This is a genomic window from Algiphilus sp. (assembly GCF_965216485.1).
Classification (GTDB): Bacteria; Pseudomonadota; Gammaproteobacteria; order Nevskiales; family Nevskiaceae; genus Algiphilus.
Genome location: NZ_OZ244162.1, coordinates 1217116 through 1230321, shown reverse-complemented (window position 1 = coordinate 1230321; position 13206 = coordinate 1217116). Strand labels below are relative to the sequence as shown.

11 protein-coding genes are annotated in these 13206 nt (G+C 66.9%); 9 read left to right on the top strand and 2 right to left on the bottom strand.

What is annotated here, in order from left to right:
* The first annotated feature begins 59 nt into the window (after positions 1-59).
* Positions 60-1037 carry an alpha/beta fold hydrolase gene (locus tag ACOOFO_RS05650; RefSeq protein WP_420428833.1) on the top strand — a complete coding sequence of 326 codons (978 nt, stop codon included), beginning with the start codon at positions 60-62 and terminating at the stop codon, positions 1035-1037.
* Positions 1038-1239: 202 nt separating this feature from the next.
* Here ACOOFO_RS05650 and ACOOFO_RS05645 read toward each other — a convergent pair whose 3' ends face one another.
* The gene (locus ACOOFO_RS05645) at positions 1240-2436 is read right to left on the bottom strand and encodes a fatty acid desaturase (RefSeq protein WP_420428831.1); all 1197 of its coding nucleotides are present in this window, start codon (positions 2434-2436) and stop codon (positions 1240-1242) included.
* Between the two features lie 217 nt (positions 2437-2653).
* Between ACOOFO_RS05645 and ACOOFO_RS05640 the strand changes: the two genes are divergently transcribed.
* The 7 genes from ACOOFO_RS05640 to ACOOFO_RS05610 are packed head-to-tail and all read left to right on the top strand — an operon-like array spanning position 2654 to position 11270.
* Positions 2654-3295 (top strand): TetR/AcrR family transcriptional regulator, encoded by a 642-nt coding sequence (locus ACOOFO_RS05640; RefSeq protein ID WP_420428829.1) that lies wholly within the window; start codon positions 2654-2656, stop codon positions 3293-3295.
* A 1-nt stretch (position 3296) separates the two neighbouring features.
* Positions 3297-4745: a TolC family protein gene (locus tag ACOOFO_RS05635; protein ID WP_420428827.1), complete on the top strand. Its 1449-nt coding sequence runs from the start codon at positions 3297-3299 to the stop codon at positions 4743-4745.
* Positions 4732-5802, top strand: coding sequence for an efflux RND transporter periplasmic adaptor subunit (locus ACOOFO_RS05630; RefSeq protein WP_420428825.1), 1071 nt, complete (start codon positions 4732-4734; stop codon positions 5800-5802). Before ACOOFO_RS05635 ends, ACOOFO_RS05630 begins: the two co-directional genes overlap by 14 nt.
* Positions 5803-5813: 11 nt before the next feature.
* Entirely contained in the window at positions 5814-8891 is a 3078-nt protein-coding gene (locus ACOOFO_RS05625) for an efflux RND transporter permease subunit (RefSeq protein WP_420428823.1), read from the top strand.
* Positions 8884-9537, top strand: a complete 654-nt coding sequence (locus ACOOFO_RS05620) for a class I SAM-dependent methyltransferase (protein ID WP_420428821.1) — start codon at positions 8884-8886, stop codon at positions 9535-9537. The genes ACOOFO_RS05625 and ACOOFO_RS05620 overlap by 8 nt, the downstream gene beginning before the upstream one ends.
* A gap of 34 nt (positions 9538-9571) precedes the next feature.
* Positions 9572-10354 (top strand): ADP-ribosylglycohydrolase family protein, encoded by a 783-nt coding sequence (locus ACOOFO_RS05615; RefSeq protein ID WP_420428819.1) that lies wholly within the window; start codon positions 9572-9574, stop codon positions 10352-10354.
* Positions 10341-11270 (top strand): acetamidase/formamidase family protein, encoded by a 930-nt coding sequence (locus ACOOFO_RS05610; protein ID WP_420428817.1) that lies wholly within the window; start codon positions 10341-10343, stop codon positions 11268-11270. The genes ACOOFO_RS05615 and ACOOFO_RS05610 overlap by 14 nt, the downstream gene beginning before the upstream one ends.
* A 237-nt stretch (positions 11271-11507) precedes the next feature.
* Here the strand turns inward: ACOOFO_RS05610 and ACOOFO_RS05605 are convergent, their stop codons facing one another.
* A complete protein-coding gene (locus tag ACOOFO_RS05605; RefSeq protein WP_420428815.1) occupies positions 11508-12158 on the bottom strand; it encodes a lysoplasmalogenase family protein in 651 nt (216 codons plus the stop codon).
* 131 nt (positions 12159-12289) lie between these two features.
* Between ACOOFO_RS05605 and ACOOFO_RS05600 the strand changes: the two genes are divergently transcribed.
* Positions 12290-13201: a hypothetical protein gene (locus ACOOFO_RS05600; protein WP_420428813.1), complete on the top strand. Its 912-nt coding sequence runs from the start codon at positions 12290-12292 to the stop codon at positions 13199-13201.
* The last annotated feature ends 5 nt before the right edge of the window (positions 13202-13206 follow it).

Below are 13206 nucleotides of genomic sequence, written 5' to 3'. Positions count from 1 at the left end.
GCGCTTGGTGCAGGCCGCTCGCACGCTATCCTTGGCGTTTTCGACCCTAAGGACCCGCAATGCCTTCCCTCACGCGCTTCGGATACTACGCTGGCGCTGTCCTGCTGCTGCTGGTGATCGCCGTCATGGTCTTCGCCCCGCGTACGGCCACCGAATTCGCCATCCAGTTCGAACGCCGCATGGCCAGCTTGGAAGAGCACCGCGTGGAAGCCGCAGGCTTCACCATCCCCTACCTGGAGACCGGCGAAGGCCCAACCCTCGTGCTGCTGCATGGCTTCACCGCCAACAAGGACAACTTCACCCGCATCGCACGCTACCTGAATCGCGATTTCCATCTCATCATCCCGGATCTTCCCGGTTTCGGCGAAGCCAGTGCGCCCGCCGACGCGCGCTACGATGCCGACGCGCAGATCCCCCGCCTGCTCGCTTTCCTCGACGCGCTCGAGCTTGAGGGGCCGGTGCATCTGGGCGGCAGTTCGATGGGCGGTTTCCTGGCCGCGCGCCTTGCCCTCGCCGCCCCCGAACGGGTGGCTTCGCTATGGTTGCTGGCACCCGGCGGGCTGGTTGGAGAGACCACCAGCGACATCTGGAAAACCTATGAGGAAACAGGCCGCAACCCACTGCTGCCGCAGTCGGTCGACGATTACGACCGGACCATGGAAGCAGTCTTCCACGAGCCACCCACGGTGCCCTGGTTTGTGCGTGACACCCTGGCCGAGCGCACCGTGGCGCGCTACGAGCATTACGCCGGCATCCTGCAGCAGCTGCGCGCCGACGCACCCCTCAATGCGCGGGTAGCCGAGATCGACACGCCCACCCTGCTGGTCTGGGGAATGCAGGATCAGGTACTGCACCCCTCAGGCGCAAAGGCATGGACCAGTGCCCATCCGGATACCCGCTTCGTACCCATGGAAGATGTTGGTCATCTACCGATGCTGGAAGCCCCTGAACGCACAGCCGAGGCCTATAAGGCCTTCTACCGCGAGCGCTTTGCATCCAGCGACAAAGCAGCCAGCGGATCGATGGCGAAAAACTGAGCCTGCGCTGCGCGCAGCTGCGAACAACCGAGGTATCGGCCGCTCGCGTTTGCAGGGAATGGCCTCGCCTAAGCCCGAATAGACGCAATGCGGCGCGCGCGTTGCGCGCCGGTATACCCTGCGCCAGCCTTGCGGCGGACGGACTCCCTGAGGATCGGCAGCCGCCCCCGCGGCGAGATCAATGCCCCTGCCGGGGGCTGGCTCAGGCGGCGGCCTTGTGACCGGCGGCGGCGCGTGCCAACTGACGCGCCACGACGCCCACCCGCTGACGCTGCTCGCGCAGCGAAGTCGCCAGGCTCCACTCCAGCTCGTGCACGCGCGTGCTGAGCTCGGAGCGCTCCCAGCGGTGCGAGATCTCCTGGCGCGCCATCTGGATGCGCTGCTGCTGGCAACGGGCCCAGGCCGACACCGTATCGCGCAGCGCATCCGCCTCCTGTTCGAGCAGTCGGCGCAGGTGGGCAAGCCGCGTGTCCTCGGCAAGCGCGACGGTGTCCGCCCGCGCCTGAGCATGCTCCAGCTGCGTCTCCAACAGGGCACGCTGGATCTTGAATTCGGGGACCCGCTTCAGATCCGACGCCAGTCCGACACGGGCCGCACCCGCGATCAACCATTTGGTGGGGTCGAACTGCCACCAGCGGATGCCGTTGCGGTAATCCCACTGAAACAGGTGGTGAAAGTTGTGATAGCCCTCGCCGAAGGTCAGTAGCGCGATGAAGCCGTTGTCACGCGCCGTGTTGGCGCGCGTGAAGGGACGCTTGCCCCAGTAGTGCGCCAGCGAGTTGATGAAGAAGGTGATCTGGTGCACCAGCACCAGGCGGAGGGCGCCGGCAATGAGCAGGCCGCCGATGATGTCGCCATGCAGGGCGCCGATCAGCCCCGGAACCAGCAGATTCATGCCAACCGCCAGCGGCACGTAATAGCGGTGCTGGAAGGCCACCAGAGGATCCGCCTCCAGATCCCGCGCGCCGCTGGTATCGATGTCGCCGCTCGGATAGTCGCGCAGCATCCAGCCCATGTGCGCGAACCAGAAGCCGCGCTTGATGGAGTACGGGTCCGATTCGGTGTCGTCGACATGGCGATGATGCACGCGATGCATCGATGCCCATACCAGGATGCTGTTCTGCAGCGCCATGCCGCCAAAGAGCATCAGGAACCAGCGCAGCGGCCCGCGCGCGCGGTAACTGCGATGCGCCCAATAGCGGTGGTAGCCGGCCGTGATCGAGATGCCCGTCAGCCAGAACAGTCCGAAGGCCCAGGCGTACAGCCAGGGACTCGGGTCGGCGGAGAGGATGTACAGCGGCGCCACGATCAATCCCAGCGGGATGGTCAACGCGAACATGATGACGGCGGGCCAGTTCAACGGCGCGGCGGACCAGGAAGCTTTGGAAGACGAAGACATGTAGCGCTTACACCCAGATGCAGAAAGAAGCCGATGGCGGCGGATGATACGTCAGCCTGCCAGCCGAAGCGATGTGCGCCCGCCCCGCACCGACCGGCGCAGCCACTCGCACGACGAAGCTCCCTTGTTGCTCCGCATCGGTGACGGCGCTGCCTGCGCGAGGACCAAAACAAGACAAGCGTTGACTCATTGACAATTCGTCAATTACTTTACATGCATGCAACCAAGCCAACAGCGACGGGAAGAAGAGAAACAGCGACGGCACGACGAGATTCTCGACGCCGCCGAGCGGGTCTTTTGCGAACGCGGCTTCGATAGCGCCACCATGGATGATGTGGCGCTGGGTGCCCGGGTCTCGCGTGCGCTGGTCTATGTCTACTTTCGCGACAAGCGCGCGCTGCACCTCGCCATCTGTCGCCGTGCCCTTACCCAATTGCGCACCCTGTTCCAGGAAGCGGTACAGCGCCACGACCGTGGCCGCGATCAGCTGCTCGCCATCGGACGGGCCTATATGGAATTCGCGCGTTCCTATCCCGCCTACTTCCAGGCCCTGTCGCGCTTCGAGGCCACGGAAGCCGGTGATGCCGGAGACGACGACACGGCCCATACCGAGACCCTGGCGGTGGGCCGCAGCGTGCACGAGGTCACCGTCGGCGCCATCGAACAGGGCATGCGCGACGGCAGTCTGCGCGCCGACATCGACAACCCCATGCAGATCGCGATGACCATGTGGGGTTTCACCCACGGCGTCCTGCAGATCGCCCAGCACAAAGGATCGGTCGTGCAGGACGGAGGCATCGCCATCGATGCCTTTGTCGACGATGCCCTCGAACTCGCGGTCCGTTCCGTGGAGGCCTGACATGAAGCGCCAAATTGCCCGCTTGTGTGCGCTGCTGCTGGCTGTCTGCGTGCTCTGCACGCAGGCACTCGCGGCACCCGCGGAGGACCCTCAACTGCAGCGCTACATTCGCGAAGCGTTGATGTCGAATCCGGCGATGGAGGCCAGCATGCAGCGCCTGCTGGCGCAGCGTCTGCGCGCCGACGCCACGCGCGCACAGCGCCTGCCCAGTCTTGGCGTGGAAGCACGCTTCACCCGCGCCCTGGGCGGCCGCGTCATCGAATTCCCCACCGGCGACCTGTTCAACCCGGTCTATGCCACGCTCAATCAATTGCTGCAGGAGCAGGGTCAGCAGCCCGCCTTCCCGACCGATCTCGAGAATCGCGAGATTCCCTTCCTGCGTCCGCAGGAGCAGGAAACCAAGCTGACCCTGCGGGCACCGCTGTTCGCACCTGAACTGACGGCGGCCATCGCCGCGCGCGCCGCGCAGAGCGAGTCGGCGCAGGCACGGCTGGAAGCCACCGCGCGCATGCTCGTGCGCGAGGTGAAACGCGCCTACTACGGTGCCGCTCAGGCCGAAGCCGCGGAGGGCATTCTCGAAGCCAGCCTCGGCCTGCTGGAGGAGGATCTGCGCATCGCACGCGTCATGCAGCGCGAAGGGTCCGCCACCCGGGACCGCGTTCTGCGCGCCCGGGCGGAAATGCTGGCAGTGGAACAGCGTCTGGATGCCGCGCGGGCCGAAACCCGGCAGGCGCGGCGCCAACTGGCGCGGCTGCTCGACCGCAATACGCCCGACACCTTGGTCTTGCCGGATGGCCAGCGCTACGCCGACGGCGATCCGGCTGCTTCCGGCGCGCCTGTGCGCGATGGCACGGCCAGCGTCCAGGGACGTCCGGAACTGCGGGAACTGGATGCCGGCATCCGTGCGGCACGGGCACAAGCCGAGGCCGAGGCCGCGCAGTTGCTGCCGGAAGTCTTGCTGGCGGGCGACTACGGCATCCAGGGCGAGAACTACGCCATCGAAGACGACAGCGAGTTCGGCACGCTGTCGGTGGTGATGCGCTGGAACCTGTTCGATTTCGGCGTCCGCCGCGATACGCGCGATGCCGCCCAGGCCGAGGCAGCGCGGCTGCGCGCCGAGCGCCGCGACCTGGAGCGCCAGCTAAACATTGCACTGGAACATGCCCGGGACGCGCTGCAGGTCAGTCGACGCGCGGTCGACACGGCGCGGGCGCGGGTGGAAGCTGCCGAGGCCGCTTTCGCCATCGCCGAGCGCAAGCGCGCCGAGGCCAGCCTGTCCCAGGTCGCCTTCATCGACGCCCAGCGCGCCCTCACCGAGGCCCGGCTGAATGCCGTGATCACCCGTTTCGCCCTGCAGGATCAGCGTGCCGAAGTCGAATTCGTCAGCGCCAGCTACCCCCTGCCGGCCTTGCCCATTGCCTCCGCCGAGACTCCCGATGCCACGCCATAGCTCCGCAATCCTCATCCCGGCCTGGGCCGCGGGCCTGTTGGGCCTGACGCTGCTGCTGGGCGCCTGCGCGCAGGAAGAAAGCGCTCAGGCAGAGCCGCCCCCGCCGCGTGCCGTCCGCGCCGTGCAACCGGAACCCGCTCCGGCCTTCCCGGACATTCGCGTGACCGGTCGCCTGGAACTGCGCGATGAACAGCGCCTTGCCTTCCGCGTGCCGGGCATCGTCGAAAAGGTGGCCGTGCGTGCCGGCGACCGCGTCACGCAGGGGCAGCTGCTGGCCCGTCTCGACACGACCGAAGTCGACGCTGCTGTGGAACAAGCCGAGGCCGCAGCCGACAAGGCCTTGCGCGACCTGGAGCGCGGGCGTCGCCTGCGCGCGGAGAGCGTCATCACCCAGCAGCAGCTGGACGACCTGGAAACGGCCTATGAAGTCGCTCGGGCGCAGCTGCGCAGTGCCCGCTTCAATCAGCGCCACGCCGTGATTCGCGCCCCGGCCGATGGCGTCGTGCTGCGCCGCCTGGTGGAAGACAACGAAACCGTCGCCGGCGGACAACCCGTGCTGGCCGTGGGCAATGTCGGCGGCGGCTTCGTGCTCGCAGCCTCCCTGCCCGACCGCGAGGCCTTGCGCGTGGGCGTGGGCGACAGCGCCCATGTCACCCTGTCCGCCTATCCCGACATCACCCTGTCCGGCGCGGTGTCCGAGATTGGCCGTCAGGCCGACCCGCGCACCGGCACCTTCGATATTGACATCGCGCTGGACGCGGAGCAGGCACCACAGCTCGCCAGTGGATTGCTGGCAAGCGCCCGCATTCGCACGGTGGAACGCGATGACACCCACAGCAGCATCCCGCTCGCCGCATTGGTCGAAAAACGCAGCCAAGGCGCGCTTATCTTCCGGCTAAGCGACGATGCGCAGCGTGTCATGGCGCAAACGGTGCGCGTGCGTTGGTTTGGCGACGGCCGCGCGGTCCTGGAGGACCCACTGCCGGAGGATGCCCGCATCGTCACCGCCGGGGCTGGTTTCCTGCGTGACGGCGAAGCCGTTCGCCTGCTCGACTAGAGCACGTCCCCATGCGCCTGACCGAATTTTCCGTCCGCAATCCCGCCTTCATGCTGGTGGCCTTCGCGCTGCTCAGCGCGATCGGCGTCACCAGTTGGCAGCAGATCCCGCGCACCGAGGATCCTGTCTTCGACATTTCGGCCTACCGCGTCATTGCGGTCTACCCCGGTGCCGACGCGCTGGAAGTGGAACGCCAGCTGGTGGAGCCCATCGAGGACGCCCTCAAGGCGGTCGATGACGTCAAGGTCATCGCCGGTACCGCCGACGACTCATTGGGCACCGTACGCGCCGAATTCTTCGTCGGCGTCGATACCGATCGCACCTTCGATGCCATCAACCGCGAGATCGACCTGCTGCGCCCGGATTTCCCCGAAGGCGTGGCGCGGGTGGAGGTCGAGCGCATCAATCCGGGCCTGGTGAACATCGTGCAGCTCGGTCTGGTCTCGGAAACGGCGACCTGGGCGACCCTGGAGAACAGCGCCGAGGACTTGAAGGACCGTCTGGAAAGCATCGACGCCATCAAGGACGTGGAGATCCAGGGTCTGCCCGAGCGCGAACTGCGCGTGGAGCTGGACTTCGCGCGCCTGGCCGAGACCGGCATTGCTGCTTTGCAGGTGCATCAGGCGGTGGCCGGCCGCGCGCGCAATGTGCCGGGCGGCTCGGTCGATGCCGGCGAGCGTCGCCTCAACCTGCGCAGCAGTGGCGACATCGAAAGCCTGGAGGAACTCCGCAATACCGTCATCGTCTCCGACGGCAACCGCATGGTGCGCGTGGGCGATGTGGCGGAGGTGCGCTGGGACTTCGGCCCCGAGCGGCACACCGCCCGGCTGGACGGCGAGCGTGCCGTGTACGTAGTGGCCAACCAGCGCGAACGGCGTAGCGCCATCGATACCCGTGCCCTGATCTGGGACGCCTTGGACGCCTTCGAGGCCGAACTGCCGGGCGACGTCGAGCTGGTTCGCGCCTTCGATCAGTCGCGCAATGTGGCGGCGCGTATTGGCCGTCTGACCAAGGACTTCCTGATTGCCTTGATCGCCGTCTCCTTCACGCTGCTGCCACTCGGCCTGCGTTCGGCCGGCCTGGTCATGGTGTCGATTCCGCTGTCGCTGGCGATGGGGCTGTCCGCGCTGTACTTCACCGGCTACACGCTGAACCAGCTCTCCATCGCCGGCTTCGTGGTGGCGCTCGGACTGCTGGTGGACGACTCCATCGTGGTCACCGAAAACATCGCCCGCTATCTGCGCCTGGGCCATGACCGCGCCGAAGCGGCGCTGCTGGCCACGCGGCAGATCACGCTGGCGGTGCTGGGCAGCACGGCCACTCTGCTGTTCGCCTTCCTTCCCCTGCTGGCCCTGCCCGGCGAATCCGGCAACTTCATCCGCGGCCTGCCGCTGGCGGTGACCTTCACCGTAACGGCATCGCTCATCGTCGCGCTCACCATCATTCCCTTTCTTGCCAGCCGTACGCTGCCGCGTACCGCGGACAGCGAAGGCAACATCATCCTGCGCACCGTCATGCGCTTCATCCACGGTGTCTATCGGCCGCTGCTCAAGGGGGCACTGCGCTTTCGCTGGCTGACACTGGGCCTCAGTCTGGTGGCGGTACTGGCCACCGTCGCGCTGGTGCCGCCTGCGGTCGGACTGGCCATGTTCCCGAAGGCGGATACGCCGCAGGCACTGGTCCAGATCAGCCTGCCGGACGGCAGCAATCGCGAGGCCACCGATCGGGTGCTGCGCGAGATCGAGACCATCCTGCTCGAACAGGAAGAGGTCGACCACGTCATGGCCAACCTCGGTCGTGGCAACCCGCAGATCTACTACAACATCTTCCAACGCGAAGTGGCGCCGAACTACGCCGAGATATTCCTGCAATTGAAGCGCTTCGACGGCGAAAGCACGCCGCTGTTCTACGCGCGCCTGCGCGACCGCTTCGAGGACATTGCCGGCGCCGATATCGTCCTGCGCGAATTCGAGAACGGGCCGCCCACGGAAGCCCCCATCGCGCTGCGCGTGCTGGGCCGTGACCTCGACACCTTGCGCATGCTGGCGGCGCAGGTCGAGGACATCATGCGCGACACCCCGGGCGTGCGCGACATCGTGAACTCGCAGCGACGAACCCGGCTCGATCTGGCGCTGAACCCGGACGAGCAGCGCCTCGGCCTGCTCGGTGTGGATGCATTGACGCTGGATACCACCACCCGCATTGCCCTCTCCGGGCTGCCGGCGGGCACGGTGTACAACGCGCGCGGCGACGACTATCCGATCATCGTGCGCGGCCCCATGGAGACCACCGCCCAGCTCGACACCCTGGATGATCTGCACGTGCCCAATGCCCAGGGCGCCCAGATTCCATTGCAGCAGCTGGCGCGCATCGAACTGGCGAGTTCACCAGCACGCATCGAGCGCGAGCAGCGCAGCCGTGCGGCGCTGGTTACGGCCTTCACCGAGCCCGGCTACAACACCGAAACCCTGACCTGGGACATCGTCGAGCGCATTCGTGCTCTCGACTGGCCCGCCGGCTACACCCTGGACATTGCGGGCGAGGTCGAGAGCCGCCAGGAAGCCTTTGGCGGCCTTGGAACGGCCATACTTATCGCGGTCTTCGGCATCCTCGCTGTGCTGATCTTGGAATTCGGCAGTTTCCGCAGCATGCTGATCGTGGCCGGCGTGGTGCCCCTGGGCATCATGGGCGGGCTGCTGGCATTGCTGCTGACCAACAATCCGATCAGCTTCACGGCGATGATTGGATTCATTGCGCTCATCGGCATCGAGATCAAGAACTCCATCCTGCTGGTGGACTTCACCAACCTGCTCCGCCGCCAGGGCAAAGAGTTGCGCGAAGCGGTCATCGAAGCCGGCGAGATTCGCTTCCTGCCCATTCTGCTCACGACATCCACCGCCGTGGCCGGCCTGCTCGCCCTGGCGCTGGCGGACTCTGCGCTGTACTCGCCGCTGGCCTGGGTCATCATCGGTGGGCTGATCAGTTCCACCCTGATCGGGCGACTGGTCACGCCGGTGATGTACACGCTGCTGCCGCCTCCGATCACGCTGCATGCCGACGCAGAGGGACCGTCTCCCGCCCATGTTTGACGACAGCGCCTGCCCGCTCTGCGGGCAGGCGGCCGTGCGGCACCTGAGTTGCGTTCGCGGCGTCGACTTCGGACAGTGCGGTCACTGCGGCCTGATGCAACGCGATCCCGCGCAGTGGCCCGATGCCCAGAGCGAACGCGCCTACTATCAACTGCATCGCAATGCGCCCGATGACTCCGGTTACCGCCGCTTCCTGCAGCCACTCTTCGATGCCCTGCAACGGCGCCTGGCGACAGCCGCGCGCGGTCTGGATTTCGGCTGCGGCGATGGCTCGGCCCTGGCCGCCATGCTGCGTGAAGCCGGTCATGCGGTGGCGCTGTACGACCCGATCTACGCGCCGGACCGCGCCTGCCTCACCCATCGCTACGACTTCATCACTGCCAGCGAGGTCTTCGAGCATCTGCATCGCCCTGCCGAGACACTTGCGCAGCTGAACCGCCTGCTGCGTCCGGGCGGCTGGCTGGGGGTCATGACCGGCACCCCGCCCCGCGCTCCGGAAGACCTGCCGCAGTGGCACTACCTGCGCGACCCGACCCACGTCCTGTTCTATTCCCAGCGCACCATGGCGTGGATCGCCTCCCAGTTTGGCTGGCGTGTGGAAATGCCGGCGCGGCACGTCACCCTGTTTTACAAGCCGGAAGGCTGAGATACCCTGAAGCGCCCTGCGACGCGGAGGCGACATGCTCGGAGCCATTGCCGGAGACATGATCGGCTCGGTTTACGAGGCGGCACCGATCAAGCACGAGGACTTCCCGCTCTGGGATCCGCATTGCCGTGCCACGGACGATAGCGTCCTGACCATTGCCATCGCCGACGCCACCATGCGCGACGCCGACTACCGCGCCGCCCTGTTGCGTTGGGGGCATCGCTATCCGCACGCCGGCTACGGCGCCGGCTTTGCGCAGTGGCTGCGTGCACCGCATGCCCCCCTTGGCAGTTTCGGCAACGGCGCGGCCATGCGGGTCTCCGCCATCGGTTGGCTGTACGACGAGGAGCCCGCGGTTCTGGAGGCCGCGCGGGACAGCGCGCTGCCGACGCACGCCCATCCCGAAGGCATCCGTGGTGCACAGGCCGTGGCGCTGGCGGTGTTTCTGGCACGCCGCGGGATCACCCGCGAGGATCTGCGCCTGCGGCTGCGCCTGAGCTTTGGCTATGACCTGGATCGCAGCCTGGACGACATCCGGCCGCACTATGGCTTCGATGCCAGCTGCCCCGGATCGGTACCCGAGGCCATCATCGCCTTCCTCGCATCGAGCGACGTCGAGGACGCCATCCGCAAGGCCATCAGTCTGGGCGGCGATGCCGATACCCAGGCCTGCATCGCCGGCGCCATCGCCGAGGCTTATTACGGCGAGATCCCGCCACGCATCCTGCGTCCCATGCGTGATCGCCTGCCGGTCGACATGCGTGAGGTCGTCAGCCGCTTCGAGCAGTGCCGGGGAGCAGTGCGTGCACCAGCATAGTCTCCACCACCATGCTCGCCATCTGGGCTGGGATCGGGCCACCACGCCCGCCCTCACGCTGGCCCCCGGTGACCGGGTGGACGTGCACTGTGCCGATGCCTCGGGCGGACAGATCACCCCCGACGCCCCGGTCGACGCCGTCGCCGGCCTGTCGGCGGAGCGCGCCAACCCGCTCAGCGGCCCGCTCTATGTCGACGGCGCCGAGCCCGGCGACGCGCTGGCCATCGACATTCTCGACATTCATCCCTCGGGCTGGGGCTGGACGGCCATCATTCCGGGCTTCGGCCTGCTCGCCGAAGACTTCCCCAGCCCGCATCTGATCGTCTCGCGACACGACGCGCAGGTGGCGGAATTCCTGCCCGGGGTGCGCATTCCGGTCCGCCCCTTCATCGGCACCATCGGCGTGGCACCGGTCGAGCACGGTACACACGCCGTCATCCCGCCCTATCGCACCGGCGGCAACATGGATTGTCGGGATCTGATTCCAGGGGCGCGCCTGTGGTTGCCGGTCGCGGTTCCGGGGGCGCTGCTGTCGCTGGGCGATACCCACGTCGCCCAGGGCGACGGCGAAGTCTGCGGTACGGCCGTCGAAGCGCCCATGGACGTTCAACTGCAGATCACGCTGCACAAGGGCAAGGGCCCACCCAGCCCCATGCTGGATGTCCCGGCGACCCCGCTCCGCAACGAGCATCAACGCGGTTTCTGCGTCACCACGGGCATCGGACCGGACCTGATGACCGCGGCCTGTGATGCAGTACGTCATCTGGTGGACACCCTGTGCTCACGCCATCACATGCGGCCGGAAGACGCCTACTGCCTGATCAGCGTGGCCGCCGATCTGCATATCAGCGAAATCGTCGATGCGCCGCACTGGATGGTGTCGGCCTATTTCCCGAACGCGGTCATTGCGTACTGAACCCGGCGGCGCGCGCAGCGCGCGCCTGTCATGCACGCGTCAATGCAGGGTCACCACGCTGCAATCCCGGCGCATTACGGTCCGATGTGATTGCGTGAAGTGGCCAGCCCGCTGGCCGCCATCACTGCACCAGGCCTTCGCTCCGCCCCCAGGCCGGATGGGGCGAACCTGGGCAACAGGTCCGCGTTGTAGTTCCTTGGCCCCGCTCCCGCGGGGCCCATTCTTTTGCAAGGCTGGCTAGATCACTACAGCGGATGCCACGCTGGCCGCTAGGGTCATTTGCGACGCGAAGTACAAAGGCATGCCGACAAGACGGTTGACCGGGGAGGCACGCACGAAGCGTTCGCGCGCCATGGCCACGTCCGAAGCGGCGAAACCCAAGGCGCCGAGCGCGAGCAACGCAGAGGCCCCCGCCCAGCAGGCACTGACTGCGGTCACGAGCATGACACCGATGACGCCAAAGTAGGTCAGTACAGCCGTGCGCAGGTCCTCGGAGACATGCGGCAACAGCCAGAAGGCGAGCGCGATGCCCATCGCCACCGTAGCGGCGGCGGTCAGTGCGGCAGCACCACCGTGCAGTGGCAGCGCCGCAAAGGCGATGACATAGGCAACGTGGCCCAGCAGAAAGAGGTTGAGCGCGCCTAGGAAAGCCCGCGCGTGCCAACGTGGGATCAACAGAGCGTCCCCCACCGCGCCCAGGCACAGCCCAACGAGCAGGGTCCGGCCATAGGTGGACTCCCAGGCCCCCCAATACAGTGCGGCCAAGACGAAACTGATGGCTGCCAAGGGCTTGCCCAGCCACTGGAAGACGCTACGCCCGGACGATTCACCGTAGAGCGCCAGCCCCACCCCCAGCGCACAGCTTGCACACAACCAGAGCGCCGTCATGGGCGGCCCCCCTTTCTGCCCTTGGTGACGCCCATGGTAGCTGGACCACCCCAGCGCCTGCGTCGTGACACGCTTTACGCGCTGCACGCGATCCATTGACAATGCGGCGCATTCTCAACGAGATAATCACGATGACCAAAGACGCGCCCCGCTCCACAGCGAGTACCGCCCCCGACCGGTTTCGGCTGCAACCGATCTACCGTCTCGGCATCGCCGCCCTGAGCGGCAGCGTGGCCTTAGGCACCACGGGCCCGGCTCTTGCGAGCGCGGACACTGCAGTGCAGAAGGCTCCGATGCACCTGGCTCAGGCCACGGAAGGTGTCGGCAAAGCGATGGGTGAAGGTGAAGGTGAAGGTGAAGGAGAAGGAGAAGGCCGCAAGGCCTCCATCCTGCGCGACGACAGCGTGTACCTGGCGCGGCTGGGTCTGATCCGCGGCCACCTCACGATCGGGGTGGACCTCTACCGCAACGGGCACCGCGAAGCCGCTGCCACGCACATGAAGCATCCGGCCGACGAACTCTATGCCGGTCTCAAGCCCGCCCTGGAGGTGCGCGGCGCACCTGGATTCGCCGAGGCGTTGCAGCAGCTCGCCGCGCAGGTCGAGACAGGTGCTGAGATCGGCGCGGTGGAGGATGCCTTTGCCGCTGTGGAAGACGGTCTGGATGCCGCCGCAGCCGCCGTGCCGGTGGCGCAGCGTGCGGATGCCAAGACCCGCTTCGGCGTCATCATCCAGCTGCTGCGCGCGGCCGCTCAGGAGTATGCCGTGGCGCTGGATGACGGCCGAGTGGTCAATGCCCACGAATACCAGGATGCACTCGGCTTCGTGCGCGTGGCGCGCGCCGAGCTCGACGCGCTGAGCGCCAATGATCAGCAGATGCAGCGCGCCGGCGTTGCCTCGGCGGTCGAGGTGGCGCGCACGCAACTCGACCGTATCTCCGGATTGTGGACCGACTTGGTGCCCCCGCCCAAGCTGGACCGCGATCCAGGTCGCCTGTTTGGAGCCACCGCGCGGATCGAACTCGCCGCCAGCGCCATCCAGTAGCCGCG

What these genes read in the sequence shown, in the direction of transcription:
- ACOOFO_RS05630 (WP_420428825.1), top strand. Translation starts at nt 4,732, where the DNA reads ATGCCACGCCATAGCTCCGCAATCCTCATCCCGGCCTGGGCCGCGGGC.
- ACOOFO_RS05620 (WP_420428821.1), top strand. Translation starts at nt 8,884, where the DNA reads ATGTTTGACGACAGCGCCTGCCCGCTCTGCGGGCAGGCGGCCGTGCGG.
- ACOOFO_RS05650 (WP_420428833.1), top strand. Translation starts at nt 60, where the DNA reads ATGCCTTCCCTCACGCGCTTCGGATACTACGCTGGCGCTGTCCTGCTG.
- ACOOFO_RS05600 (WP_420428813.1), top strand. Translation starts at nt 12,290, where the DNA reads ATGACCAAAGACGCGCCCCGCTCCACAGCGAGTACCGCCCCCGACCGG.
- ACOOFO_RS05625 (WP_420428823.1), top strand. Translation starts at nt 5,814, where the DNA reads ATGCGCCTGACCGAATTTTCCGTCCGCAATCCCGCCTTCATGCTGGTG.
- ACOOFO_RS05605 (WP_420428815.1), bottom strand. Translation starts at nt 12,158, where the DNA reads ATGACGGCGCTCTGGTTGTGTGCAAGCTGTGCGCTGGGGGTGGGGCTG.
- ACOOFO_RS05645 (WP_420428831.1), bottom strand. Translation starts at nt 2,436, where the DNA reads ATGTCTTCGTCTTCCAAAGCTTCCTGGTCCGCCGCGCCGTTGAACTGG.
- ACOOFO_RS05640 (WP_420428829.1), top strand. Translation starts at nt 2,654, where the DNA reads ATGCAACCAAGCCAACAGCGACGGGAAGAAGAGAAACAGCGACGGCAC.
- ACOOFO_RS05615 (WP_420428819.1), top strand. Translation starts at nt 9,572, where the DNA reads ATGCTCGGAGCCATTGCCGGAGACATGATCGGCTCGGTTTACGAGGCG.
- ACOOFO_RS05635 (WP_420428827.1), top strand. Translation starts at nt 3,297, where the DNA reads ATGAAGCGCCAAATTGCCCGCTTGTGTGCGCTGCTGCTGGCTGTCTGC.